The sequence below is a fragment of the Rhodohalobacter sp. 8-1 genome (assembly GCF_038150125.1).
In the GTDB taxonomy this organism is placed as follows: domain Bacteria; phylum Bacteroidota; class Rhodothermia; order Balneolales; family Balneolaceae; genus SW132.
In genome coordinates this window covers 124,563-150,286 of record NZ_JBBVMF010000002.1, presented here as the reverse complement: position 1 = coordinate 150,286, position 25,724 = coordinate 124,563, and the positions used below count along the sequence as shown (strand labels likewise).

Sequence of the window (25,724 nt, the reverse complement as noted above, 5' to 3'; positions counted from 1 at the left end):
CTTCAGCTGTCCTAAATTGTTTCCGGATTTACATATTCTCCAATCAAAGATTGAAGCTGCTGCCGGGCGCGGTTAATTCTTGATTTCACCGTACCCATCGCTGTATCCGTAATTTCAGCAATCTCTTCATAGGTCAGCTGCTGAATATCCCGTAAAACAATCACTTCACGAAAATCATCATTGAGCTTCATGAGGGCTTTTTCAAGCTCACTGACAGACATTTTTTGATGAAGCTGTTCATCCTGGAGAATAACTGAATCTTCAATTTCAAACTCTCTGTCATCGGGATCAGACGGGTCGGCATGCATCGAAATCGTCGTCATTCGCTGCTTTTTCTTGTACATGCTTTTTGCAAGGTTCAGCGCAATGGTGTACATCCAGGTTGAAAGCTTTGCAATACGGACATAAGATTGGCGGCTTCTGTAGACACGTAAGAACGTTTCCTGTACCAAATCCTCGCAATCCTGATGATTATGAGTATATCGATAGAGAAAGTTGTGCAGACGATCTTTATATCGTTGTACGATAATATCGAAAGCCTGTACCACTCCTTCCTGAAGCTGCTCCATTACATCTTCATCTGATAATGAACGCAAATTTACTTTGTTCGTTGCTTCCATGGTGGTACCCCGGATTTAAGTTGCAGATTCGGCACCACCGAATGAAACTTATCCGATGATGCGCTTTATAAGCAGGAGATAAATCGAAGGGACATCCAGAGTGCTGAAACCTTTTGCGGCGCGATCTGCGTCCATTAAGGCTTCGAAAATGCGTGGCATCTCTGCCAACTGATACTGAGAAGCATCTTTCCATTTAAAGTTAAATACGTAACTGTTACGTATCCCAAGTTCAGATTGTATCTGAGTTTTGGAAAGCTGCTTTTCCATCAGCCGGCGTATTTGCCAGACATCTGCGAACACTCTGTAAAAGAACCCTACGGATTTAATAATTTCACCCGCATCTGCATTACTCTTGAGCAACATCTGTTCCGCTATACCAAGTGATTTATCGAGGTTTCGCTGAAATATGGCCTCTTTAAGCTCAATCACCGAATATTCGCGATATGAGCCGATTATTTTTTTTACGTCCTCTATTGTTACTTTCTCCCGGGTGTCTACAAAAGTACACACTTTTTCTATTTCAGTAGACAGCACCTGTAAATTATTACCTACCAATTGAGCTAATACCTGGGCTGCCTGTGAATCTATAGATTTCCCATATTGAGCAGATGCCCACTCAATGGCCCAGTCTGTAAGCTGGTAATCTGGAAGGGCTTTAAACTCATAATCTTCAACATGATCATTATTACTGCCTTTAAAGGCTTTACCAAGCGAGGTACGTCCATCCGGGGCTTTTTTATCAATAAGGCATAAAAGGGTCGATGGATTAGGGTTTTTCGCGTAGTGCTCAAAATCCCTTATATGTCCGCCGCCCTGATCCGTACCTCGCATTTTCAAAAAGTCTCGTACAATCACAACCCGCATATCCGCCATCATGGGATAGCTGCGAACCATGCCCAATACTGCTTCAGGAGAAACTTCACCGCCATATAGCAAGTCGTAGTTAAAATCTTTCTGTTGGTCTGGTATCAGTTCTGCGACTTCGGCCTGTAACCGGTCGATAAAGAACCGTTCGTCACCGTAAAAGTAATAGATCGGTTTTCTGTGCTCAGGTGACCGAATACTTTTTCTTGCGTTTTTAAAATGGTCTATGCTGGTAGGTTTAGCCACGATAAATAAGATTAAAAAGAGTTCTCAGGATAGATGAATATTAAAAGTAATAGAGTTAATCCCGATCGTTTTTCATTTTATAGTCAAAGACTTTCTCGATATCAGGGTCATCAGATGCATCATTTTCGAACACAGGATCATCAAACAGTTCATCCGCCGACATTTTTTGTATTTTTGAGATCTCTTTCTGTACGTTTGAAATCATTTTCATCATTTTTTTCCGGGTTTCATATTCTCCCTCTTTCAACAGTTGAGACAGTTCAGTTCTCTTACGTTCATAAAAGTGGAGCCTAAGTGGTTTCATTGATGATTTGGCAATTTTATAAGGATACCTGTCTTTCTTAAACTCGCCACCATTTTCATTCGACCGGCTTTCACTCACAGTATACCGCTCAAGCAGAATATCACTTAATAGGGATGGATATGGTTTTTCGCGGCTTGAATAGTGATCAATAGATATCTTTTTGCCTTCTACATGGCGTGTCATGATATCTTCGTAAAATGACCGAAGCTGCGAATCCTCAAAATGATCTGCTCCAACATTGTGTCCGATAAATTTTTGCATCTTTTCCCCGTATTGCAACAACAGACGTATGACCTCCTTCTCGTAATGTGGCTTCTTTTTTAATACCTCCGGCTCTGGCGCAGATGGCCGCACGAATCCGGCTTCAGGCGGTGGCGACTCTCTCTCCTCAGCCCGCTGTGAACGCCGGGCAGACCTCTGATCTGCTTTTTTCTGTTCAGCCAGAAGTTTATCAAGCTGTTGAAAAAGTTCCCGGTCACTCCCCTTTCTATATTTTTGAGTTTGCTGATGCAGATGCTGAACATAAACCTGGCGCTGAATTTCATCGGGAATCTCAGCAATCTGTTCCAGGATTTTATTGATAAGCCTTGCCCTGTCACCCGGTTTTTCAAGTGCCCCTGATTTTTCGCTTTTATGAATTGTAAACGTGACGAAATCTTCAGACTTCTCCTTTTTAAGTTCCCGAAATGACTCACTTCCAAACTGTTTTACAAAGGAGTCGGGGTCCTCACCTTCCGGTAATTCAAGCAAGTCGACTTCCATGCCCTCTTTAAGCGCGATTTTTATTCCACGATCCATGGCAGCCTGGCCCGCTTCGTCCGAATCATAAAGCATTGTTATTTTATTGCCATACCGCCTTAGAATGTTTATCTGCTGTGATGTCAGCGATGTACCACTTGATGATACCACATTTTTAATATCATGCTGATGAAGTGTTATCACGTCTGTGTAGCCTTCAACGAGGATTACTTCTTCCTGTCTGCGAATGTCATTCTTAGAGAAATTCACTCCATAAACAACTTCGCTCTTATTGTATACAGGTGTCTGGGCAGAATTAACGTATTTAGCTGTTTTTTTTCTATTAGTGAGAATGCGGCCGGCAAACGCAATTACTTTTCCCGATGGATTAAATATGGGGAAAATCAATCGGTCTCTGAACGTATCGTAATAACCGTCGCCACGGTTGCTTCTTTTTATGAGGTCCGCTTCAAGGAGATACTCCTCTTTAATTCCTTCTGCTGATGCCGCCTTTAAAAAACGGGATCCACCGCCCGGAGCATAGCCCAGGCCGAATTTGCGTATGGTTTTTTCACCATATCCTCGTTTGTCAAGATACTCACGTGCTGCTGAAGCTTCTTCATTTTCGTGGAGCTGTCGGTGGTAATAGAGCCCCGCAAATTTGAGGGCGTGGTAAATACCTTCTCTTTGTTTTGTATGCTCTTCATGTTCTTCACTGTTCCCATATTCAGGCAGGTCTATTCCATACCGGTCCGCCAGCGATTGGAGTGCTTCGGGAAAGCTTACGCCTTCCATCTCCATAATGAAACTAAACACATCACCGCTGGCACCGCAGCCAAAGCACTTATATATACCCAGACGGGGCGTAACATGAAATGAAGGCGTTTTTTCATCATGAAATGGACACAGCCCAACAAAACCACTGCCAGATTTTTTTAATCGTACATAGTCTCCTACCACTTCAACTATGTCGGCAGTATCGCGAACTTCCTCTTTTTTGTCTTCAGATCTCATAAAAATAATGCTCGTACGGCAGCTTTTTTTCCAGGCTTACAAACTACTAAATAATAAGGCTGATTAATATATCAAATCGGGAACTTCTGATATTTATGTTGAATTGATAGAAGTGTCTTAAGTCACTTTGAATAGTTTGCCAGAATTACCATAAAAGCGCTAACATGTCGGCTTTCATTATTTTCAAATATTTTTAAAAATTGTGAACTTTCTCAAATAACGGCGTGTTGTCGAACCGAACTTTACCTAACCCCTAACTAATCAAATAACTATGGAAGCTTTAATAGAAATGCTGGGTAATGCCACATTCGAAAACTATGTTGGTGCTGCTGAAGGGTACACCGAAATGGCCTATCAAATGTCAGCCCACGTACTTACACTCGGCTACGCCGTCATGCTAGCCGCTCTTTTATATTTCATACTAACCATTAAAACAGTCGCGCCGAAATACAGAACATCATCAGTATTATCTGTTGTTGTTATGGTATCGGCTTTTTTATTGCTGTTTGTTCAGTCTAATAACTGGTCAAGCGCAATGGTTTATGATGCCGACACAGCACGTTACATGCTAGGAAGCGGCAATGACCTTTTTAATAACGGTTATCGTTATTTAAATTGGCTGATTGACGTGCCAATGCTGTTATTTCAGATTCTTTTTGTTGTAACACTTACAAAAAGTGATTTCAGTTCTATAAGAAACCAATTCTGGTTTTCAGGTACCGCAATGATTCTTACTGGGTACGTTGGTCAATATTATGAAGTAACAAGCCCGACTCTTTTCTTTGTTTGGGGATTCATATCAACGGTTTTCTTTGTACATATACTCATTTTGATGAAACGTGTTATTAACGAAGGAAAAGAAGGTGCACCTGCCAAAGCTCAGAAATATTTAGGTTACATTTGGACTTTATTCTTCTTTAGCTGGATGCTCTATCCGGGCGCATACTTGATGCCTTACTTGTTTAGCCTGTCAGCAGACCCTGCATTGACTGAAACAGCTGTAGTTGCACGTCACATAACATACACTGTTGCTGATGTTGCATCTAAAGTGATCTATGGTATTTTCCTTACTCTTGCTGCTCAGGAAATGAGCAAAGCAGAAGGATATGATTATGAGAAAATGGAATCTGCTCTCTAAGCAATTCGAAACATATTCTCTAAAGAAAAGCCCGGTCAGTTACCGGGCTTTTTTGTTTAAGATAGTTTCTTGAAATTTCGACTCTCTGTTCTTGAGCTTTGGCAAATCTATTCAATGATGGTATATTCTAATCGATTTTACTGAACCGAATTTTCAATACAAATAGCAAAAGTTCATGAGTGTATTAGTAGGTAACGATACCCGTTTGGTTGTACAGGGATTTACCGGCAGTGAAGGGACATTTCACGCCGAGCAGATGATTGAATATGGAACGACCGTCGTTGGTGGTGTAACACCTGGAAAAGGCGGGCAAAAACATCTTGGCTTACCGGTATTTAACACGGTTGCTGATGCTGTTGAAAATGAAGGTGCAAACACGTCTGTTATTTTTGTGCCGCCACCGTTTGCTGCTGACGCGATATCTGAGGCTGCCTTTGCAGGAATCAAGGTCATAATTTGTATTACGGAGGGTATACCCGTAGCTGATATGATTAAAGCTAAACAAATTGTGAAGAGTCATGGAGCAACTTTAATCGGCCCTAACTGTCCCGGCGTCATTACGCCGGGTGAAGCTAAGATCGGGATTATGCCTGCGATGATATTTGAACCCGGAAATGTAGGGCTAATTTCCCGGTCTGGCACGCTCACATATGAAGCGGTTGATCAGCTGACCAAAGCCGGCCTTGGACAAAGCACAGCCATTGGAATTGGCGGCGACCCTGTTATCGGTACTAATCACCTTGATGCTGTAAAACTGTTTCAGGACGACCCCGACACCGAATCTATCGTGTTGATCGGTGAAATCGGCGGAACTGCTGAGGAAGAAGCTGCAGAGTATATTAAAGATAATGTAGACAAGCCTGTTGTGGCGTTTATCGCCGGTAGCACTGCACCTCCCGGACGCCGGATGGGCCATGCTGGCGCTATTATTTCCGGTGGAAAAGGGTCTGCCCAGGATAAAAAGAAGGCACTCAGAGACGCCGGAATTAAAGTTGTTGATAGCCCGGCCGAAATTGGAGTCACGCTTAAAGAGATGCTCTGATTTTTATATAAAATCGGTTGACAGCAAAAAAAAGCCACTTTTGATTTTTCAAAAGTGGCTTTTTTTATTCGTTTGATTGATGATACAAGTTATCAGCCAAGCTGAAATCCATCAGGTATCACTTCTCCTTTCGGAATAATAACAATACCATCTACAACGTGATAGTTGTCAAACTTTCCATCTTCGAGATGTGAACCGCCAACAATCTTCACATCGTTACCGATTCTGACGTTTTTGTCGACGATAGTTCTGCTGAGGAAACATCGCTCGCCGATTCCCATTAGCGGACGGCTTGAGTTGCGGTTTTGAATATCTTCCCGTGAGGTAAAGTAATCATTCCCCATAATGATGGACTCCTCAATACTTGTCCCTTTGCCTATTCTTGATCGAATTCCAATAACCGACCGTTCAATACGGCTGGCCTCAATAATACACCCTTCGGAAACAATGACTCGTTCAAGATTAGTACCTGCAAGTTTAGATGCGGGCAAGAGACGGGCGCGTGTATATATTTGCTGCTCATTATCGTATAAGTTGAACGAAGGCAGCGTATCTGTAAGCGACAAATTGGCTTCAAAAAAAGATTTAATGGTTCCAATATCAGTCCAGTATCCATCAAACGAATAGCTTGAAACTTTTGTACCCTCTTTGATCGCTTTTGGAATGATCTCTTTACCAAAGTCGGTCGCATCCGGATTCTCCTCAAACAGCCGGATCATAACATCTTTACTAAAAACGTAAATTCCCATTGAGGCAAGATACTCCTTGCCCTGATTCTTCAGGTCATCACTCACAGCTGATTTCCATTCCGAAAGCTCGTCGAAAGATGGTTTTTCAACAAAACTCTGTACCATTGAGTCTTTGTCGGTTTTCATAATCCCAAATCCGGTAGCATCTTCGCCATCTACAGGAATAGTAGCAACAGTAATTTCTGATTCCGTTTCTTTGTGATGTTTCATCACGGTGTTAAAATCCATTTGGTAGAGCTGATCGCCAGACAGCACCATCACGTGCTCGTAATCATAGTTGGCCATGTGGTGAATCGACTGGCGTACTGCATCTGCCGTTCCCTGGAACCAGTTCTGACTTTTGGGTGTCTGCTCCGCTGCAAGGATATCAACAAATCCGTGGCTGAACAGATCAAAATTATACGTGTTTTTGATGTGCCTGTTCAGTGATGCAGAGTTGAACTGGGTGAGTACAAATATTTTTCTGATGTTGGAATTCAAGCAGTTGGATATCGGAATGTCAACCAGTCGATATTTGCCTGCTACAGGAACAGCCGGTTTACTTCTGTGTCCAGTGAGTGGATGCAGACGGGTTCCCCGCCCACCGCCTAATATAACAGCGATAGTAGATGAATTCATAGCTTATATTTGTTTAGAAATTAGGGATTTGTACAGTTCGATATATTTCTCAGTGGAGCGATTCCATGAAAAATCGAGTTTCATGATCTCTTTCCGATTTTTTTCAAATAACTCTTTCTGATTAAAAACGTCAACTCCTCGTTCTACAGATTCAACAAATTCTTCCAGGTTAAAGTTTTTAAAAACAATTCCGTAGCCGTTTGGTTCCGATATATCAATGACAGTGTCGGCTAGGCCGCCGGTTTTGCGAACCACTGGAATAGTACCATATCTCATGGCATAAAACTGGTTCAGACCACAAGGTTCTACCCTCGACGGCATCATTAAGAAATCACTGCCGGCATAAATTTGATGGGCTAGTTTTTCGTTGTATTCCAGGCGGGAATCAAAATAGCCAACATGAGTGTCTACAAGTTTTCGTAAAATATCGTGGAGAGCCGGGTCGCCGGTACCAAGAACGATAAACGATGCCTCAATACCCCTGTTATGACAAGTGGTGATAAGGTCAGGGATCATATCAGCCCCTTTTTCACGGACAAGCCGTCCGATAAAAGCAAATAGTGGGCGGTCAGCCGGTACTGAAAATTGATCACAAAGTGCGTGTTTGTTCAAATCTTTGCCTTTTACGATAGATCTGACGGTAAAGTTTTTTTCCAGCAAAGGATCTGTCTTTGGATTCCAGACATCCACGTCAATTCCATTGACAATCCCTGCTGTTTTTTGCTCTTCCTGGCGCAGCAGATGTTCAAGTCCGTTGCAGTCATCAAGCAGCTCCTGCATATAGCCTTCAGAAACGGTCGTTACTTTCCAGGCCGTTTTAATTCCGGCTGCAAGACAATTAACCTGTTTATCCCACTCAAGAATACCAAGATTTTCAAGATTAAATGCGGGCAGAGTTCTATATACATCTGCCGGATATTTACCCTGATACTCTCCATTGTGAATAGTAAGGACAGAGGGAATTTCTTTAAATTCATCAAAGCGGAAGCACTCTTTCATCATAAATGGCACAAGAGCAGTATGATGGTCATGACAGTGTATAATATCGGGTTTGTTCTGACGATTATTCAACCATTCAAGTGCTGCAATCTGGAAAGAAAAGAAGCGTTCCATTTCATCCCAGTAAGGATGCCCCGACCATGGATCTATATAGATACCCGGCCGGTCGAATCGGCCGGGAATACTGATAAGGTAAAGCTCGAATCCCAGAACCTTTTTTTCTACCCGGCAAACAGAAAAGCTGAGGCTTTTACCGTCAAATGGAAATGTGCCTTCATAAATAAAATCAGTGTCGATTTCTTTCAGCCAGTCGGTTTGATAGTATGGTAAAACAACCATAGCTTCATCACCAGCTTTGTTAAGGTATTTTGGTAAAGCGCCGACAACATCTCCCAAACCTCCGGCTTTAGCCGCAGGATAGCATTCAGCTGATATGTGTGTTATGTTCATACTTGCGAAACCTAATGAAAAAACCTACGTACTTTTGTTTTGATTTTTTGCCCTACAGTCGTAAATACTTACTTCAATCTACAAAAAGAGATCGTGAAATAAATTCCAAATTTCATATTCTTTATTCAACAACATCATTTGTCTCAAAGAGATACACATATACTTTGAATCTAATGCAATCCGGCCACACTCCATGACTGACCACAACAGTACCATCAAGGTAGATCGATTAAGCAAGACATTTGGGAAAACCAAAGCCGTTCAGGATGTCTCATTCAGCGTTGAAAATGGCAAGATTACAGGGCTTCTCGGACCAAACGGGGCTGGAAAAACCACAACGATCAGAATGATCAACTACATCATTCCAATTGATGAAGGCTCCATCACAATTAATGATCAGAAAGTGAGCGCTAAAACCCAGCGGCTAATCGGTTACATGCCGGAAGAACGCGGTCTATATAAAAAAATGAAAGTGGGTGAGCAGTTAATTTACCTTGCGCAGCTAAAAGGGATGAATGTGGCTAATGCCAAAACTCAAATAAGATATTGGCTTAACAGGTTTGGCGCCGCAGACTGGCACATGAAAACAGTAGGTGAGTTAAGTAAAGGTATGAGCCAGAAAATACAGTTCATCGCTACTATTGTACACGATCCGGAAATCTACATTTTTGATGAACCGTTCAGCGGCCTCGATCCAATCAACAGTGAACTGCTGAAAGAGATTATTATTGAGTTGAGAGAAAAAGGGAAAACGGTGCTCTTTTCCACTCACAGAATGGAACAGGTTGAGCAGATGTGTGATGATATCTGCCTGTTCAATAATGGAAAAATGGTGCTTGATGGAAACCTGCGAAAGATAAAAAAAGATTTTGGAAAGAATACGGTACTGATTGAATTCCAGGGAGATGGAAGCTTTATTGATAATCTTTCAAATGTAAGGGTAAACAACCGGTCTACTAATTTTGCAGAGATCCGGATCCTGGATGATCAGGATCCGCAACAAATTCTAAAGACGGCTATTGATCACGCAGAGATTCATAAATTTCAGCTTGTGGAGCCGTCACTTAATGAAATATTTATTTCAACCGTTGGCGAGGATAATATCAAAACCGAAAATGAGGCATTAGTATGAACTGGCGACAAGTATCTCTTGTACTAAAGCGTGAATATTTAACCCGGGTAAGAAGCAAAGGATTTATTGCCGCTACCCTGCTGGTACCCATTGGCATCATTGCCATTTACGGAATCGGCTTTTTGGTGATCATCTGGGAAAGTGATGTTTCGTATGAGGTTGGAATTGTAGATCGAACCGGCACTGTAGTAAATCAGATAGTTGAACGAAGTCCTGATAGCTATACCGACGTAACGGATCTGCAGGTAGATTCTCTTCGGTCTATGATACAAAGCGGTGACCTGACAGGATATATTACGATAACTGAGGAAAATATTGAGGAAAATAAAAGTCTCGAACTTATCTACAGTGGATCAGGCGGGTTGACACTTCTTTCGACAGTACGGTCGGACATGAGGGATGTGATCCGTGAAGAAAAACTCAGGCGCGCTGATGTATCAGACGATATTCAACAGATTTTCGAGACCCGCATCGGTGTGGAAACGCGGCGGTTGACAGAAACCGGCGAGGAGGAAGAAGATGATACAGCCTTTATGTCGGGCCTTGGGTTTGCTATGGGACTCATCATATTTGTGGCAATTTTCAGCTATGGCGGCTACATAATGCGGGGTGTGATCGAAGAGAAATCAAACCGGATTATTGAGGTCATCACATCGTCTGTTAAACCGATTGAACTACTCACCGGAAAAATGCTTGGGGTGGCCTCGCTGGCGCTCACGCAAATTGGTATTTGGGCGATCACCATTATCGGGCTTGGACTTCTTGCGGCCCCGTTGCTGGGTGCTTTTCTGAGTGATGCAAATACGGAACAAATGATGGGTGAGGCTGCAGCTCAGGCTGATATACCTATTTTATCGGAGATACCCGCTATTGAAACGTCAATCGTAATCTATTTTATCATTTTCTTCTTTCTTGGATACTTTCTCTACAGTTCGCTATTTGCTGCTGTAGGATCAGCAGCTGATTCTGAAACAGATACACAGCAACTGATGCTGCCGATTATGGCACCCATTTTTATTGCATACTTTATCATGTTCCAGGCGGTCCGCAATCCGGACGGAATTATTGCTGTCATCGGATCTCTGGTTCCCTTCTTCTCCCCTATTGTCATGATCACCCGGATTGCCATCAGCGACGTACCCTTCTGGGAAATTGCGCTGGCGATCTTTCTGATGATCATTACCTTTATTGGCACGATGTGGCTAAGCGCCAAAATCTACAAAGTGGGTATTCTGAGCTACGGAAGCTCTGCCGGATTTAAAGATATTTACAAGTGGCTTAAGCAGTAGGATGGGAGAGCTGTAATAGAGAACCTCAGCCTCAGGAACCTTCTTAATGTATCGGAATTTGGTTGCCCTGTTTGAGTAGGTTGAGGTTTAGGTGAGTTGAAACAGGGAACCTCAGCCTTTAGTAGTCTTGTCGATGTATCAGAATTTGGTTGCCTTGTTTGAGAAGGTTGAGGTTTAGTGAGTTGAAACGGAGAACCTTAGCCTTTAGTAACTTGTTGATGTCGCGGTGTCTGATTGCCACTTCTGGGAAGGTTAAGGTTGAGGAGAGTTGTAATAGAGAACCTCAGCCTTTAGTAGTCTTGTCGATGTATCAGAATTTGGTTGCCTTGTTTGAGAAGGTTGAGGTTTAGTGAGTTGAAACGGAGAACCTTAGCCTTTAGCCTTTAGTAACTTGTCGATGTCGCGGTGTCTGATTGCCACTTCTGGGAAGGTTAAGGTTGAGGAGAGTTGAAACAGAGAACCTCAACCTTTAAAACCTGTAAGACACCCTAGCCTTAATGCTTACCCGCCTCCTCGTGTACGATCGAAATTCTTCGGAATCGATGCCTGCTTTTCCGGAAACCAGGAACCGGTTGCTGAGCGGATATTGAGCATCAAATGACAGAGACCATGAGTTAAGGGTGTTGATTTCCTGGGCAAACTGAATGTCGTTTGATGCGGTTCCGTAACCGCCGGATATGCTTACATAAGAATCTGCACTGCTAAAATATCTCCGAATCAGAAGGTTGCCAGACAATGAGTTGCCCAGAGAAGAAGGTGCAAAATACGATCGCCCAGTGAACATATAGTTGCCCCGATACTTAGTCAGTGATGCCGTGTAAATGTAAGTTTCAGATGTAGTGAAGTTTAGATATCGAATGCCGCCTTCTAACTCTAACGCGAATGGCAGTGATTTGTATAGTGAAAAGCCAAAGCGAAACCGGGGATAAATTGAAGAATTAGAAAAACCTCCGCTCAAATACGCATAAAACCCACTGGTAATCGAAGGATAGGTATCGAGATTAAATTGTACACCGTTTTGTGAAAACCGGTTGGCGTATTGAAGCCGTCCGATGGCCGAGCCATACGGCGTTTGCCTGTTAAGCTGCATCTCCCAAAAATTCCAAGGCTCAAAGATTTGATCAAACTGATCGTGGCGATACGATAGTGAAACTGAATGCTTCATCTGCTTCAAGCGAGCAGACTCAAGTCCATCCCTTGCCTCGCGGCTTGATGGATGGATTAGAAGGATGGATCTGTATACCTGCTCAGATCTTACAAATTCATCGAATGAGTACAACACTGACGCACGCTGAAGTAAAAACTCTTCATCGCGAGGATAAATTTCCAATGCGCGATCTGTAACGCTTAGTGACCGGTCAAGGTCACCTGACCGGGATTCAATATTTATCAATGCCTCAAAAGCCTTACGGTTATCAGGATCACGATTTAGCACGGTTTCCAACTCATTCCGGGCGCTGGCGTAATCTCCCTCCCACCCGTAGAGCCTGGCAATAAATAGTCTGATACCGTGATAGTCCGGACTTCGTTCAAGGGCAGCGTATGCGATGGTTCTGGCTTTATCGTAGTTACCGTCGTTGAAGGCTGCGTCACGCGCCTGGTCAAACTGTTCATCAACGGTAAGTGGTTGATCTTGTGCCTGAAGAACCGGAATACTCATCATCAAAAAGTAAATAAATAAAATTATCAAATAGCCGCAGAATTTGCTTTGAGCTGAGATCATTGACATATAATCCTGACGAAAAATAAGTTAAAATTTCTTGATGCAAGACATCTTATGAAGCGATCGGTTTAGCTATCTGATTTATACGAATTGGAAAATATAATTCCTTCCAAGCCATTTTTTTATCACAATTATGTTGATGTATCTAAGATTGATAATTCTAAAAAAGTTATCGGAGGAGTCACCCACGAAAGACATAGAATCTCAAAGTGACTCGACTTTTCCAAAACACTCAACCGGTACCTGCAAAAAATTATTTATCGATGATAGCGATCAATGTTTATTATCGTACAAATCTGCAGATTTCATTAACCCTGATTATCAAAGTAATTTTTTGGTAAAAAATTTTGATTAATTGTTGCGCACATCCTTTAACTATCTCATGGCAAAGTCGGAAGTTGAAACGATTTGATCATTCTACTCCCCACCCTATTTGTTAATGCTGCCGCAGTTTGTGGCCGATAATAAAAACTACAATTACTTGTAATAAGGGTGCCAACAACTTAATGAGAATCGCAGACTATACTTTTATAACAGCCGTAACAATCTGCAAAAATCTACCTGCAGCCACTTTTTGTATTTTAACTTTTGTTCTATTCACCCAACCTGTTAAAGCACAGAAGATCTACCCTTTTTCTACCGATACAACCCATATCACCGTTTGGAATGGTGATCACCATGTACCGTTGTTTATCAAAGGAGTAAACTTAGGGATATCTCTGCCCGGTACTTTTCCAGGACAGCTTGCCGCAACGCGTGAAGATTACGACCGGTGGCTACAGTTAATTCGTGATGCTGGATTCAACACAATCCGACTCTACACCCTCCATTTTCCGCGATTCTACGAAGCCCTGCAAGAGTTTAACCGTAAAAACCCCAACCATCCGCTCTACTATTTTCAGGGTGTTTGGCTTGAAGAGAGCATACCCGGCTATGATGATGATCTCTACTCGATGACCCAGCTTTTTGACCAAGAAATTGAGGATAATGTAAACAGCGTTCACGGAAATGCTGTTATCCCCGAACGCCGCGGTAAAGCGTACGGTACCTACAAAGTTGACACTTCCCGGTGGATGATCGGTTATATTATCGGGCGTGAAGTTCATCCGCCCGAAATTCTTCAAACCGACCAGACTCATGCGGAGGTAACCTCATATCATGGATCCTATTTTTCCATTGAGGACGCCAGTGCCTCTGAATCATGGGTCACGAACAGACTCGACAACCTCGTTTTATTTGAAGAGATAAATTATGGTACACAGCGTCCCGTCAGTTTTTCTAGCTGGCCCTCACTCGATCCGCTTGATCATCCCGGGGAGGCTAATGACTATGAAGTGAGCGCATCTTTAGATCTGTCCAAAATTGATTATAGCAACGCCAAAGCAGGATTTTTCATAAGCTATCACGCCTATCCATACTATCCGGACTATATCAGTCGTGATCCAAAATACACCCTTTTCTCCGATCATCTGGGCCAAAACAGCTATCTTGGATACCTGACGTACCTCAAACAACACTACAACACTACCCCGCTTATTGTTGCCGAGTTTGGGGCGCCTTCCAGTTGGGGTGTCGCCCACTATGCGCACAATGGTATTCATCATGGCGGACATGACGAAAAATCGCAGGGAGAACACAATATTCGAATGTTGCAAAATATACATATGGCAAATGGCGGAGGCGGCCTGCAGTTTTCGTGGATTGATGAGTGGTTCAAACGCACCTGGATAACCGATCCGGTTGACTTTGATCCCAACAGACGTATCATTTGGCATAACGTAACCGCGGCAGAACAGAATTACGGTTTACTTGGTTACAAAAAGGCAAATGATTCAATGCAAGTTTGGGAAGAGTTTTGCAACGATTGTCCTGTGACCGGAATTGAAACTAGCTCCGATTTTGCTTACCTCAAATTTAATTTGAATACGCGCCAGCATCTATCCGTATTGGATACAGTTTGGGTTGGAATAGATACGTATAATGCTGACATAGGCGAGTCCATTCTGCCCTCAGGGCAATCTGTTCAAAACAGGGCTGAATTCGCTCTTATGATCACCAACTACAAGGCTGAACTATATGTTACAGAAGCGTACGATCTGTTTGGAATGTGGCACAACCAGTCTGCCCCCGAGCAGCAATACAGATCAACTGCCACCGATGGAGCACCCTGGAAAATTGTGCGATGGAAAAATAACCAGTTCGAAAATGAGGTACAGTACATAGGCAGTATGCAGGTTAACAGACTTGATCTGCCGAAAAGTAGTATAGATGCAGTGAGGCTATATGATCACAAAATCGAGATCAGGCTGCCTTGGACTCTGTTAAACGTAATTGACCCCAGCCGGGCAGAGGTTATACACGATGACCGCAACACCCCACCCACAGAAACGAGGATTTCAGACGGGCTAAGCATTGCCATTTCGTATAACGGTTTTTTTGCAGAGACAACAGAACGGCATATGTGGCAGAACTGGAATCACGCACTTAATGCAGAAGAATATTTAAAAGAGAGCTATGGAGTAATGAAAGAACGATTGCCAAATCTTCCCGGAAATCCAGTTGCACTTGCTGACCAATACGTGGTCAGCACGGGAGTGGATAGTCATATTTCCGCAGAGCATGGTGTATCAAGCAATGACCTTTCCCTGGATGGAAGTCCGATGTCCGTCTCAGTCGTTAAAACGCCTTCTTTTGGTATAATAGACCTGCAACCCGACGGAAGTTTTACTTATAGCCCGGATGAGGGACGCTCGGGTGAAGATAGTTTTACCTACCGTATCAGTGCTGGTTCACACCTGTCAGAACCCGTTACGGTTTCACTTGATATCAGTGGAACCCCAACAGGTTCTGGTTTTGTGAGACTCTACCCAAACCCAACAAATGGCCGTTTTACTATTAATTCAACAGCTACCGTCGACCGTGTAGAAATTTATTCCATTACAGGACAACTTCTTCTCCATACAAATGTCAATAACCGGGTAGCAGAAATTTCACTCAACGGATATTCGACTGGAATCTATTTCGCAAGAATTTATTCAGGAAGTGAAGTTCTGAATAGAAAGTTTATGCTTGTTCGCTGATTTTCTCTTGAAACATTTACACTTTGAATACCTGATCATATCAGCCGTTTTTCGAAGTGACCCCGCCCGAAATATATTACCAATGATGATTTGTCATCCGTTCTCTAACAGCTTATTCGATCTTCCCGTACAATTTGTGATGTGGTCAGTTTATCAAGTTTTAAGTGATTTATATCATCGATAAAACTATGCATTCTCTCTAACATTAATAAATTTTAATATTACTGATTGAATTGTTGTATTGTGACGATAAGAAGATGTGATGTCCTGACGGACATAATAAAATCTGTGTAAATATAAATTGCTCGAATTAAAGTTGTTCCAAAATAAACAGGTAAAGAATGTCAAATAATAACGCCGTAATCATTGATGATGATGAGCTCACCTGTATGCTCATCCAAAGAATTCTCGAACGAGAATTTAAATTTAATATCGTCTCCTTCAAAAATGGACTGGAAGGCCTTGAATATGTTCAGAAGAATGAGCCGAAACTTGTTGTACTGGATTTGATGCTTCCCGGCAAAAACGGGTTCGAAATACTAAAAGATCTTCGGCAGAGCGAAAAACATAAACACACAAAAATTATTCTAATATCAGCAAAATCAAACTCTTCCGACATCGAACGCGGGTTCGATCTGGAGGCAGATGAATATGTCACAAAACCCTTTCAACAGAAAGAGTTCGTTGTACGTGTAAAGAAACTTATGAGGGCAAGCTAAAGGTGTTCACTTCACCGACATATCAAAGCGTTGTGATACTCGTATTAGTGCTCACATGTGTGTTTTTATATCTGTTGGGTTATACGTTTTGGACCCGGATCAAAAAAAAATACTGGGAACGGTATGGTCAAAAGTTCAGGGATATGTTTGCTCCCATAATTTTTGATTTTGTTGAAACCGCTAAGAAGCGGCCTGATGCCGACGACATCGTAAAAAAAGTGACCCGACGAGACAGAGACATCGAACTTTTCATAAAGGTAGTGCATGAGATAATCGATATTCTTGAGGGTGATGACCGTCAGAAACTGAACTGGCTCATTCAGCACAAAACATTTCAAAATTACTATCTGGAGAAGCTTAATTCGTCCTTAAAAAATAATCAGCTCCAGGGCTGTGTCTATTACTCAAAAATTGGAAATATCGAACACAATGTCACCCGGCGGCTTCTCAAATTGAGTAAATCCAAAGAGATAAAAGTTGTATACGGGGCAGCCAAAGGCATTCAAAACTCAACCAATAATGACGTTCGGTTGATTTCACTCATAAATTTTTTCAAACGCAGAGATGTAACCAGCCTGATGCTGGGTGAGGTTTTACACATCTTTTATCTAAAATCTGATAAGGAGTACCTGTCAAAAGAGCTTTTATTTAAGCACCTGTTACTTCATAAAAGTATACAAAAAGAGAGAAAAGAGATTATTATTGAATACATCGCACATCATAACCTTTATGAGTATAGTCTGTTTCTGCACAACTACCTGAAAAAACTACTCTACAGATCCGACAACAGATCACTTATTAAAAAACTAATTGAAACTCTGGGCGAACTCAACTTTCAGGAAGCAGCTCCTCTAATTAGAAACTACTCTGTTTACCCAAACCACGGGTTGAGGCTTTGCTGTGTAGAAGCTCTAAATAAACTCGGAGGGGAAGAGAACCTGGTATTCGTCACTAATATGTTAATGGACATGGAGTTTGATGTTCGAAAAAGAGTCATTCAATCACTTGTAGAAGATTCAGATAACGGCCATCTACTTCTCGAAAAATTTATGCTTTCGTATTTGAGGTTTCTGTCAAAAGTGTGGGAAAATGACATGGCTCCCAAAGACATGCTTACATTCCTTAACAAATTGCGAAGCACTACAAATGGTATTCGGATTACGTCTGCCAACAAAACGAAGCGGTTTAAAAACATGTCGGTATGATTCAGCTTATTGAGTGGGCTATCATTTCATATTTTTTGACGCTTAACAGTGTCTACCTGATTCTTGTTGTTGGATCACTGATATACATCCGTCGCCAAATGCTTCAAAATGAGATTGTGAAGCCGTCAGCACTTTTTAAATCACGTATCTACAAAACGATCAGTATTCTGGTTCCTGCCTACAACGAAGCTGAGAATATTATCGAATCTGTGGAATCACTTCTCAGGCTTGAGTATCCGGAATATGAAATTATCGTGATTAATGATGGAAGCAGTGACGATACGGTTGACCGCCTGATCAACCATTTTAGCCTGAAGAAAACGGAATTGTTTTACGAACAGACAATTTCTCACCAGGATATAAAAGGAATTTATAAGTCACCTGATATCCCAAACTTTGTGCTGATTGACAAGGAAAACGGCGGGAAATCAGATGCGCTCAATGCCGGAATCAATGTGTCTGACTACGATCTGATTTGCTCAATTGATGCCGATTCAATCCTGGAACAGGATGTACTAAAAAAGCTGATTCAAACTTTTGTCCGTCACAAACATACCATCGCAGCCGGTGGCATTGTGCGTGTAATCAACGGTTGCAAAATCGTGAACCGGGAGATTGAAGAGATTCATGTACCGAATGGATTTCTTGGAAGACTGCAGTCTGTAGAGTATTTGAGAGCATTTCTTTTTGGGCGCGTGGGCTGGGACTACCTTAAAAGCCTGCTGATTATCTCCGGAGCATTTGGCATTTTTGATCGAAAAGCAATCCTGGAAGTCGGTGGCTATTTAACAAACTCCGTGGGCGAAGATATAGAGCTGATCATTCGCCTTCACAGCCACTTTCTCCGGGAAAAAAAGCAGTATAATATCCGGTTTCTACCGGAACCAATCTGCTGGACAGAAGTGCCGACTGACTATCGAAGTCTCAAAAATCAACGCAACCGGTGGCACCGCGGGCTGACCGATTCTATTTGGCGTCACAAGTATATGCTGTTCAATCCCACATATGGGCGCATAGGTTTGCTGGTCTTACCGTTCTTCCTGATCTTTGAGCTGATCGGCCCTATTATTATCATTTTTAGCTACCTTTACCTGGGCGTACTCTTTTTTATTCCCGGTTACACCGACCTGTCGTTTATTATCCTCTTTTTTGCTGTATCGATTGTCTATGGAATGATTGTATCGCTTATCTCCGTACTGGCTGAAGAGATTGCCTATAAAACGTACAGCAGCACAAAAGATATCCTTGTACTTACGGCCTACTCATTTATTGAAAATATGGGTTATCGGCAACTGCATTGTGTATGGCAGGTGTCGGGTATCATAGATTTTATCAAAGGGAACAGAAGCTGGGGCAAAATGAAGCGGGAAGGATTTGAGGCTAATTCTGGCGGTTGAGTTTGTGTCGTTTCATGGATGAAGTGCCACCAAGTCCTTAAATGTATTCTTTCTGTTTTTATTCAACTGCTCGGGACAGAAAAATTTTATCGATAGAATTAACATCACAAAATATAAGTTAAATGTCGGTCTTTTTATCGCTTAAGAGATAGCCGAAGGGTTCCAGGGCCGGAACTCGCAAAAAAACAATTGTAAAGATGCCCAAAACGGGGATAGACAAAATCATCCCGATAACACCCCACAGCGCATTCCCCACAATCACGGCCAAAATTACAAAGAAAGGGTGCAAATCAACTTTATGGCCCACTACATATGGATAAAGTATGTAACTTTCTAAAAATTGAGCAACCGAAAAGGTAATTACAATCCCGATAAGTATACCACTGTCTCCGGACGTTAAATAGCCGAATACCAAAGCCATTAAAAAACCAATGATATTCCCGATATACGGTATTAATGTGAATATTGCCGCTACAAGGCTAACGAGCACAAAATTACTAACACCTGTAATGCCAAGGCCAATCGAATAGGCTATTGCAAGCAGGCCAATTACTATAAACTTACTTACCAGGTACTGTTGAACAACATGTGCGGACTCCTTGATAATTTGACTGACTTCAGTATCGTCCTCTTCCGGGAAAAGGCGCAAGAGAAATATCCTGAACCGGTTCCTGTAATTGAGCATGAAAAATACGTAAATAATAGTCAGCAGATAAGTACCCAGATACCCGGTGCCTCGACCAAACATACTGATTATTTGAGAACCTGTACCTGCCCCAAACCCCATAGGCAATAAGATGCCGATCGTTGGAAGATCTTCTTCAGTTAAAAACGTGTTGCCCGTCACAAATTCTTTCCACTGTTCAATTTTGGGCTCCATGGTTTCTTCTATTTCGGGCCAGCTATCTACAAAAACTTTGGTCTGGTATGAGAACAAGGCAACAAATCCCAGTGAAATAAGAAAAATAATAAAGGTACTTATCAGAGAAGCGATCCCTCTTTTTATCAAATTCTCCATCCATTTTTCCAAAGGTAAGATCAACAATGCCAGTATAATAGCAGTTACCAGCGGTGCAAGAATATTTTGGGCTTCCATTAGACCCCATAGCAGAAAGAAGAGGCCGGTACTAACAGCTAACGTATATAGAAGTATTCCTTTATATCTCTCCATGTTCCTCATTCTATTATTCAGCTTTTGAATTGTTAGGCTGAATCAATCTTTAATTTAAACAGCTATTTGCAAAAAGTATATCCGGAATGAAACTATCAAGTAATGAATCTATTAAACCGATCGGTTTCAATGATATAAGCAATATATATACACAGGATTTGGATATGATACTTGTACCATCTAAAATAAAGAAGATGCTGATACTTCTCAGTGTATTAAAATTAACTTTTTCTTTGTGCTATGATCTGGATAAACCTAATTTAATAGCCTGAATCGATACTAAAAATAAGACTCACCTGGTAATAACATTCAGTATCGACGCTTTTCAGATGAATACATCCGGCCCTTTATGATCCACTTTAAAAGTGATCCCCATCAAACCTGAGCTGTGCGCACAAAGTCCAGCACTTTCACAAACTCCTTATCCGTAATTTGAAAATGGAAAGTTGCCCGGATGGTATGCTTACCAAACGGCACCACGCCAATTCCGTGATCACTGAATTTCTGAACCCAGTCCGTGGCCAGGCCTTCGACGGGATCAAACAGGATGATGTTGCTTTCAACAGTATCGAGATCTATTGAGAAAGCCTGAGATGCATCAAGTGCTTCAGCAAATTGTCGGGCCCTTTGGTGATCTTTTTCCATCAGCGGCCAGTGATTGTCCACGGCGTAATCGGCAGCAGCGGCAAGGAGGCCAATCTGGCGCATCCCTCCTCCCCACATTTTTCTGTAGCGGCGTGCGTCTTTTTTATTTTCTGCTGATGAGAGCATCATAGAGCCAACAGGTGCACCCAGACCTTTACTGAAGCAGATTGAGATGGTGTTGGCGATAGTGCCAAAAAACTCAGGTTCAATACCGGTTGCGGTCATCGCATTCCAGATTCGGGCGCCATCGAGGTGAACTGCAAGACCGTGATCGTTGGCCAATCCAAGTATATCTTCAAGCTCTGATTTTGAATAGCAGGCTCCTCCCCCCTTATTAGTAGTATTTTCGACGGCAATCACACGCGTGTGCGGATCCCATTCATTCCGCGTTCGAATGGCAGCTTCTGTAATTTCCGGCGTTAACTTCCCGCGATGTCCTTTAACCGGCCTAAGCTGAATGGATGAGAGATGAGCCGCCGACGCGCTTTCGTAATTAAACACATGACCCAGCTCATCGATAATCACTTCGTCACCGGGCGTGGTAAGCACATGCAGGGCAAGCTGATTGCTCATTACGCCGCTGGGTACAAAAAGCCCGGTTTCCATCCCGAACAGATCCGCCATTTTCTGCTCAAACGCGTTGACGGTCGGGTCTTCGGCGAAGACATCATCGCCGACTTCAGCCTCGGTCATGGCTTTAAGCATCTCTGGGGTTGGTTTAGTGACGGTGTCGCTTCTGAGGTCAATCATTGAGTTTGTTTGAATTTGTTTTTAACCGGTGTTCATTAATGTGATGAATTTAGTGGGATATAGAAATCCCCTCCTTTTTAAGGAGGGGAATTAGGGGTGGTTAAATGTAGGTTAACCGAAAGTTTACTGGTCATGTTTCACTTATCTGTAACTGACAACCACCCCCGGCCTCTCCTTTCAAAAGGAGGGGAGTATTTAATCGCCATCTAAAAGTTCTAAATAGATCGAAAAATTTTAAAAGTGACGTGGACACCCCTCGCCTTCGCTCCGCGTCGGCACTCCCCGAGGGGAGATCTTTAAGTCCGGTTCTCCCACCCCTGCTAATAGCTGAAGAACCCTTCACCAGTTTTATCACCTAATTTGCCGGCATCCACCATTTGTATAAGCAGCGGGCATGGCCGGTATTTTGGATCCTTAAATCCATCATACAAAACCTTCAAAATATCAAGGCATACATCAAGCCCGATAAAATCTGCCAGGCGGAGCGGACCCATTGGGTGAGCCATTCCAAGTTTCATAATGCTATCAATATTTTCGGGCTTGGCCACGCCTTCGTACACGCAAAATATCGCCTCGTTTATCATCGGCATAAGAACCCTGTTGGAGACAAAGCCAGGCGAGTCGTTTGCAGGCACGGCAGACTTACCCAGTTTTTCTGACAAATCAAGTATCTGCGTGGTAACAGACTCATCCGTTTTGAGGCCGTTAATTACTTCCACAAGCGTCATGACCGGCACCGGGTTGAAAAAGTGCATGCCAATAAACCGCTCAGGACGCGTGGTGCATTCAGCCAGTTTAGTGATCGAAATTGAGGAGGTATTTGAAGCTAAAATGACATCATCAGGTGCATACTCATCAACAGTTGCGAACACTTTTTTCTTGAGATCAAAGTTCTCAGGAATAGCTTCGATAACCAGATCAGCATACTTTACGCCGTCGGCAATATCTGTCGCTGTTTCAATCCGCTTTAACGCATCATTTTTTTCAGTCTCTCCGATCTTCTCTTTCTTTACCATTCTCGACAGGTTTTTGTCGATGGTAGCTACGGCTTTCTCAGCTAGTTCTTTGCTCGTTTCTACAAGCTTAACGTTAAATCCGTTAGCGCCAAATACCTGGGCAATACCATTTCCCATTGTACCGCCGCCAATCACCGAAATTTGCTCTATTTTGCTCATGATAATCTTGTTTATTTAATCCGTTCAATTCATTTCATTCGGATTTGAGAGTATGTATTTTAGCAAGGATTTACAAATCTAAATTTCATTATGCCGCGGCAGATTACTGCATGAAAATTCTATTCAGAGTATCCATTTTTATTGTCATTCTGCTGATTGGTATTATAGGAATTACGGGTTACCATACTTTTTATAAGCAGCTTCCCGACCATACTGCTGTTATACAGGCCAGCGGACTGGAGGCTTCCGTAGAAGTTCACTGGGATCCTTATGGTGTGCCTTACGTTTACGCAGATAACGAATCAGATCTTTATTTCGCAATTGGCTACGTGCATGCCCAGGACCGGCTTTGGCAGCTCACTCTTGCCCAGCTCATGGCAGAGGGCCGTTTTTCTGAGTTCCTGGGAGATCCGTTCATCGAGGTTGATAAACATCAAAGAACGCTTGGTATCTGGCGAACAGCTAAAGCAATAATAAATAAGACATCTCCACAAATTCTGACCAATCTCGAACACTATGCCGAGGGCATCAATACCTATGTGGCTCAAAACAGTGACAAACTCCCTATTGAAATGACGCTGTTGGGCATCCCTCCCATTAACTGGACTCCTTCACACTCGGTTGCCGTGAGCCGGCTGATGGCGTGGGATCAGAACATTCAGTGGAAAAGTGAAATTGCAATAGCCCTGCTCGCCGCCGGCATTGGAAACTCGAAAGTCAATCAACTGCTGCCAAGCGAATACCGATCTGGAATTACAGAATCTTATACTGCTGACACCCAATCTATTGCATCGGTTAGCGCACAATTTTTAGAGACAGACACCAAGGTCAAAAATATGCTTCAAAATAATGGCGGAGCTATTGGGAGTAACGCCTGGGCACTCAGTGGAAGCCTTACAACAAGTGGTAAAGCGATGCTTGCAGGGGATCCGCATATGGGACTAAGCATGCCCGGAAACTGGTATGAACTCCATGCGTCAACTCCGGAGTTTTCGATTACGGGAGCCACCATACCGGGGACTCCATTTGTTGTGATTGGACAGAACGAACACCTGGCCTGGTCTATCACCAATATGATGGCTGACGACACCGATTTTTACCTGATAGAAAACAATCCTGAAGCCGTGGATCAGTACGTGGCCGACAGTTCAAATGGCCAGGCTGTGTATGAAAACTACACCTGGCAGCAAGAAATCATCGGGGTAAAAGACTCTGACGATGTTTTATTTCGGATTCCGCACACCAAGCATGGCCCAATCATTAACGAGGTCCATCCTGATGGAGATAAACTGGGCCTAAAACCTGTGGCAATGCGATGGGCAGGGCACGAGGTATCGCATGAACTTCAGGCAATTTACGAGCTTAACAAGGCTGAGACGTTAGATGAATTCACTCAGGGACTTGAGCATTTTGGCTCTCCGGTCATGAATTTTATTTATGCAGATAACAAAAACAATATCGCCAGGATTGGTGCCGGACGCCTTCCGGTCCGTTTTGAAGACGCCACAAATTTTAAAAAAGGCTGGGACACTGAACAAGACTGGGCTGAATGGATTCCGTTTGATCAGATGCCACGCAACATCAATCCTGAATCAGGATTCGTGGCAAACGCTAATAACAGCGTGATTACGGAGTCGTATCCTTACTATATCGGTCGTTTTTGGGCTACCGGATCACGCATTTCACGTATTCAGTACCTTGTTAATGAGAATGTGCGTTCAGACGTAAATGCGATGCAGCGTATGCAGGCAGATATTTTTTCTGAACACGCCGCCGACCTGACTGAAGTACTTCTGCCGCTATTACGAAATTCTCAGCGGGACAATGAGTTTGAAACCGTATTGACCTACCTTGAGAACTGGGATCACCGATACAGCATCAATTCAACAGCAGCCACCATTTTTGATCTTTTCTTCCTGAAGCTGTCTGACCATATTCTCGATCGTGATGTGCCGGAAAACTTACGTGAAGGTCTTTACAGATTAGAATACATTCCGGTCCGGATGGTTACAGAAATATTATTGAATGGAAGCTCCTACTTTAATACTGCAAATGAAGAAGCAGAGCAGATTCGTCAACAGGTCATCCGTTCTGCCATGATAGAAACAATCACGCAGCTATCAGATGAATTCGGGCCTGAGCCTTTTGCCTGGCGGTGGGAAGCGCTGCACACACTCACACTAAGCCCTCCTTTGCTTGGAGAGATCTCCGACAGTCCCGACTCTCCGGAAACCCTGGGTCTGATTGTTCGAAATCTTTTAAGTGAAGGCCCTCATCCCGTTCCGGGCCATGGGATGACTATCAATAAAGGTGAGTACAGCTGGAATAATCCATTTGAAGTAACCTTAGGTCCATCTATACGCAGAATTATCGATTTCAGTGAGCCCTACCGGTCACTATCAGTACTTCCAACCGGGCAGTCTGGTAATCCACTGTCTGCCAACTACGGCGATCAAACAGACCTGTGGCTCGAGGGCCGCTACCGATATATTTATTCAGACAGTACTTTTTTTCTTGAAACCAACGTTGAAACCATGAGATTGGAACCGCTCTCAGTTCAATAACACAATTCATTATTGTACATTTGTAAGCTGTATTGCTTATAGCTGAAACAGGCAGTTCGTCAAATAACCACCATGCATTTAATACCCTATTT

The 25,724-nt window shown here is 42.8% G+C and carries 18 protein-coding genes; 9 read left to right on the top strand and 9 right to left on the bottom strand.

Annotated elements, in window-relative coordinates; genetic code table 11:
* Positions 1–11 precede the first annotated feature (11 nt).
* From AABW11_RS02215 to dnaG, 3 genes are read right to left on the bottom strand one after another with little or no spacing between them, the layout of a single operon-like run.
* Positions 12–620 (bottom strand): sigma-70 family RNA polymerase sigma factor, encoded by a 609-nt coding sequence (locus AABW11_RS02215; RefSeq protein ID WP_340102978.1) that lies wholly within the window; start codon positions 618–620, stop codon positions 12–14.
* Between the two features lie 48 nt (positions 621–668).
* Positions 669–1,730 carry a DNA polymerase III subunit delta gene (gene holA / locus AABW11_RS02210; RefSeq protein ID WP_340102976.1) on the bottom strand — a complete coding sequence of 354 codons (1,062 nt, stop codon included), beginning with the start codon at positions 1,728–1,730 and terminating at the stop codon, positions 669–671.
* A 55-nt stretch (positions 1,731–1,785) separates the two neighbouring features.
* Positions 1,786–3,786, bottom strand: a complete 2,001-nt coding sequence (gene dnaG, locus AABW11_RS02205; RefSeq protein ID WP_340102974.1) for a DNA primase — start codon at positions 3,784–3,786, stop codon at positions 1,786–1,788.
* 271 nt (positions 3,787–4,057) lie between these two features.
* On the opposite strand from dnaG, the gene AABW11_RS02200 reads away from it, so the two are divergent.
* Both AABW11_RS02200 and sucD read left to right on the top strand, forming a co-directional pair.
* Positions 4,058–4,924, top strand: coding sequence for a bacteriorhodopsin (locus tag AABW11_RS02200; protein ID WP_340102973.1), 867 nt, complete (start codon positions 4,058–4,060; stop codon positions 4,922–4,924).
* A 175-nt stretch (positions 4,925–5,099) separates the two neighbouring features.
* Complete coding sequence (sucD, locus tag AABW11_RS02195; protein WP_340102971.1) at positions 5,100–5,966, top strand: succinate--CoA ligase subunit alpha; 867 nt, start codon at positions 5,100–5,102, stop codon at positions 5,964–5,966.
* Positions 5,967–6,058: 92 nt separating this feature from the next.
* Here sucD and AABW11_RS02190 read toward each other — a convergent pair whose 3' ends face one another.
* Both AABW11_RS02190 and AABW11_RS02185 read right to left on the bottom strand, forming a co-directional pair.
* Positions 6,059–7,333, bottom strand: a complete 1,275-nt coding sequence (locus AABW11_RS02190) for a glucose-1-phosphate adenylyltransferase (RefSeq protein ID WP_340102969.1) — start codon at positions 7,331–7,333, stop codon at positions 6,059–6,061.
* 3 nt (positions 7,334–7,336) lie between these two features.
* The gene (locus AABW11_RS02185) at positions 7,337–8,782 is read right to left on the bottom strand and encodes a glycogen synthase (RefSeq protein ID WP_340102967.1); all 1,446 of its coding nucleotides are present in this window, start codon (positions 8,780–8,782) and stop codon (positions 7,337–7,339) included.
* Positions 8,783–8,975: 193 nt separating this feature from the next.
* Between AABW11_RS02185 and AABW11_RS02180 the strand changes: the two genes are divergently transcribed.
* Positions 8,976–9,914 carry an ABC transporter ATP-binding protein gene (locus AABW11_RS02180; protein WP_340102965.1) on the top strand — a complete coding sequence of 313 codons (939 nt, stop codon included), beginning with the start codon at positions 8,976–8,978 and terminating at the stop codon, positions 9,912–9,914.
* Positions 9,911–11,203 carry an ABC transporter permease gene (locus AABW11_RS02175; protein ID WP_340102963.1) on the top strand — a complete coding sequence of 431 codons (1,293 nt, stop codon included), beginning with the start codon at positions 9,911–9,913 and terminating at the stop codon, positions 11,201–11,203. The genes AABW11_RS02180 and AABW11_RS02175 overlap by 4 nt, the downstream gene beginning before the upstream one ends.
* Before the next feature lie 469 nt (positions 11,204–11,672).
* On the opposite strand, the gene AABW11_RS02170 is transcribed toward AABW11_RS02175, so the two are convergent.
* Positions 11,673–12,893: a YaiO family outer membrane beta-barrel protein gene (locus AABW11_RS02170; protein WP_340102962.1), complete on the bottom strand. Its 1,221-nt coding sequence runs from the start codon at positions 12,891–12,893 to the stop codon at positions 11,673–11,675.
* Between the two features lie 539 nt (positions 12,894–13,432).
* On the opposite strand from AABW11_RS02170, the gene AABW11_RS02165 reads away from it, so the two are divergent.
* The 4 genes from AABW11_RS02165 to AABW11_RS02150 all read left to right on the top strand — a co-directional run bounded on the left by AABW11_RS02165 (position 13,433) and on the right by AABW11_RS02150 (position 19,327).
* Positions 13,433–16,006, top strand: a complete 2,574-nt coding sequence (locus tag AABW11_RS02165) for a T9SS type A sorting domain-containing protein (protein ID WP_340102960.1) — start codon at positions 13,433–13,435, stop codon at positions 16,004–16,006.
* A 341-nt stretch (positions 16,007–16,347) separates the two neighbouring features.
* Positions 16,348–16,725 carry a response regulator transcription factor gene (locus AABW11_RS02160; RefSeq protein WP_340102958.1) on the top strand — a complete coding sequence of 126 codons (378 nt, stop codon included), beginning with the start codon at positions 16,348–16,350 and terminating at the stop codon, positions 16,723–16,725.
* 143 nt (positions 16,726–16,868) lie between these two features.
* The gene (locus tag AABW11_RS02155; RefSeq protein ID WP_340102957.1) at positions 16,869–17,930 is read left to right on the top strand and encodes a HEAT repeat domain-containing protein; all 1,062 of its coding nucleotides are present in this window, start codon (positions 16,869–16,871) and stop codon (positions 17,928–17,930) included.
* Complete coding sequence (locus AABW11_RS02150) at positions 17,927–19,327, top strand: glycosyltransferase family 2 protein (protein WP_340102955.1); 1,401 nt, start codon at positions 17,927–17,929, stop codon at positions 19,325–19,327. Before AABW11_RS02155 ends, AABW11_RS02150 begins: the two co-directional genes overlap by 4 nt.
* Before the next feature lie 118 nt (positions 19,328–19,445).
* Here AABW11_RS02150 and AABW11_RS02145 read toward each other — a convergent pair whose 3' ends face one another.
* The 3 genes from AABW11_RS02145 to AABW11_RS02135 form a co-directional block, all read right to left on the bottom strand.
* A complete protein-coding gene (locus tag AABW11_RS02145; RefSeq protein WP_340102954.1) occupies positions 19,446–20,498 on the bottom strand; it encodes an AI-2E family transporter in 1,053 nt (350 codons plus the stop codon).
* Between the two features lie 375 nt (positions 20,499–20,873).
* Positions 20,874–21,893 carry a threonine aldolase family protein gene (locus AABW11_RS02140; protein ID WP_340102952.1) on the bottom strand — a complete coding sequence of 340 codons (1,020 nt, stop codon included), beginning with the start codon at positions 21,891–21,893 and terminating at the stop codon, positions 20,874–20,876.
* A 320-nt stretch (positions 21,894–22,213) separates the two neighbouring features.
* Complete coding sequence (locus AABW11_RS02135) at positions 22,214–23,059, bottom strand: 3-hydroxyacyl-CoA dehydrogenase family protein (protein ID WP_445263731.1); 846 nt, start codon at positions 23,057–23,059, stop codon at positions 22,214–22,216.
* Between the two features lie 119 nt (positions 23,060–23,178).
* Between AABW11_RS02135 and AABW11_RS02130 the strand changes: the two genes are divergently transcribed.
* Positions 23,179–25,632 (top strand): penicillin acylase family protein, encoded by a 2,454-nt coding sequence (locus AABW11_RS02130; protein WP_340102949.1) that lies wholly within the window; start codon positions 23,179–23,181, stop codon positions 25,630–25,632.
* Positions 25,633–25,724 lie beyond the last annotated feature (92 nt).

What these genes read in the sequence shown, in the direction of transcription:
- AABW11_RS02175 (WP_340102963.1), top strand. Translation starts at nt 9,911, where the DNA reads ATGAACTGGCGACAAGTATCTCTTGTACTAAAGCGTGAATATTTAACC.
- AABW11_RS02165 (WP_340102960.1), top strand. Translation starts at nt 13,433, where the DNA reads ATGAGAATCGCAGACTATACTTTTATAACAGCCGTAACAATCTGCAAA.
- AABW11_RS02155 (WP_340102957.1), top strand. Translation starts at nt 16,869, where the DNA reads ATGTTTGCTCCCATAATTTTTGATTTTGTTGAAACCGCTAAGAAGCGG.
- dnaG (WP_340102974.1), bottom strand. Translation starts at nt 3,786, where the DNA reads ATGAGATCTGAAGACAAAAAAGAGGAAGTTCGCGATACTGCCGACATA.
- AABW11_RS02190 (WP_340102969.1), bottom strand. Translation starts at nt 7,333, where the DNA reads ATGAATTCATCTACTATCGCTGTTATATTAGGCGGTGGGCGGGGAACC.
- AABW11_RS02130 (WP_340102949.1), top strand. Translation starts at nt 23,179, where the DNA reads ATGAAAATTCTATTCAGAGTATCCATTTTTATTGTCATTCTGCTGATT.
- sucD (WP_340102971.1), top strand. Translation starts at nt 5,100, where the DNA reads ATGAGTGTATTAGTAGGTAACGATACCCGTTTGGTTGTACAGGGATTT.
- AABW11_RS02215 (WP_340102978.1), bottom strand. Translation starts at nt 620, where the DNA reads ATGGAAGCAACGAACAAAGTAAATTTGCGTTCATTATCAGATGAAGAT.
- AABW11_RS02145 (WP_340102954.1), bottom strand. Translation starts at nt 20,498, where the DNA reads ATGGAGAGATATAAAGGAATACTTCTATATACGTTAGCTGTTAGTACC.
- AABW11_RS02200 (WP_340102973.1), top strand. Translation starts at nt 4,058, where the DNA reads ATGGAAGCTTTAATAGAAATGCTGGGTAATGCCACATTCGAAAACTAT.
- AABW11_RS02185 (WP_340102967.1), bottom strand. Translation starts at nt 8,782, where the DNA reads ATGAACATAACACACATATCAGCTGAATGCTATCCTGCGGCTAAAGCC.
- AABW11_RS02150 (WP_340102955.1), top strand. Translation starts at nt 17,927, where the DNA reads ATGATTCAGCTTATTGAGTGGGCTATCATTTCATATTTTTTGACGCTT.
- AABW11_RS02160 (WP_340102958.1), top strand. Translation starts at nt 16,348, where the DNA reads ATGTCAAATAATAACGCCGTAATCATTGATGATGATGAGCTCACCTGT.
- AABW11_RS02140 (WP_340102952.1), bottom strand. Translation starts at nt 21,893, where the DNA reads ATGATTGACCTCAGAAGCGACACCGTCACTAAACCAACCCCAGAGATG.
- AABW11_RS02180 (WP_340102965.1), top strand. Translation starts at nt 8,976, where the DNA reads ATGACTGACCACAACAGTACCATCAAGGTAGATCGATTAAGCAAGACA.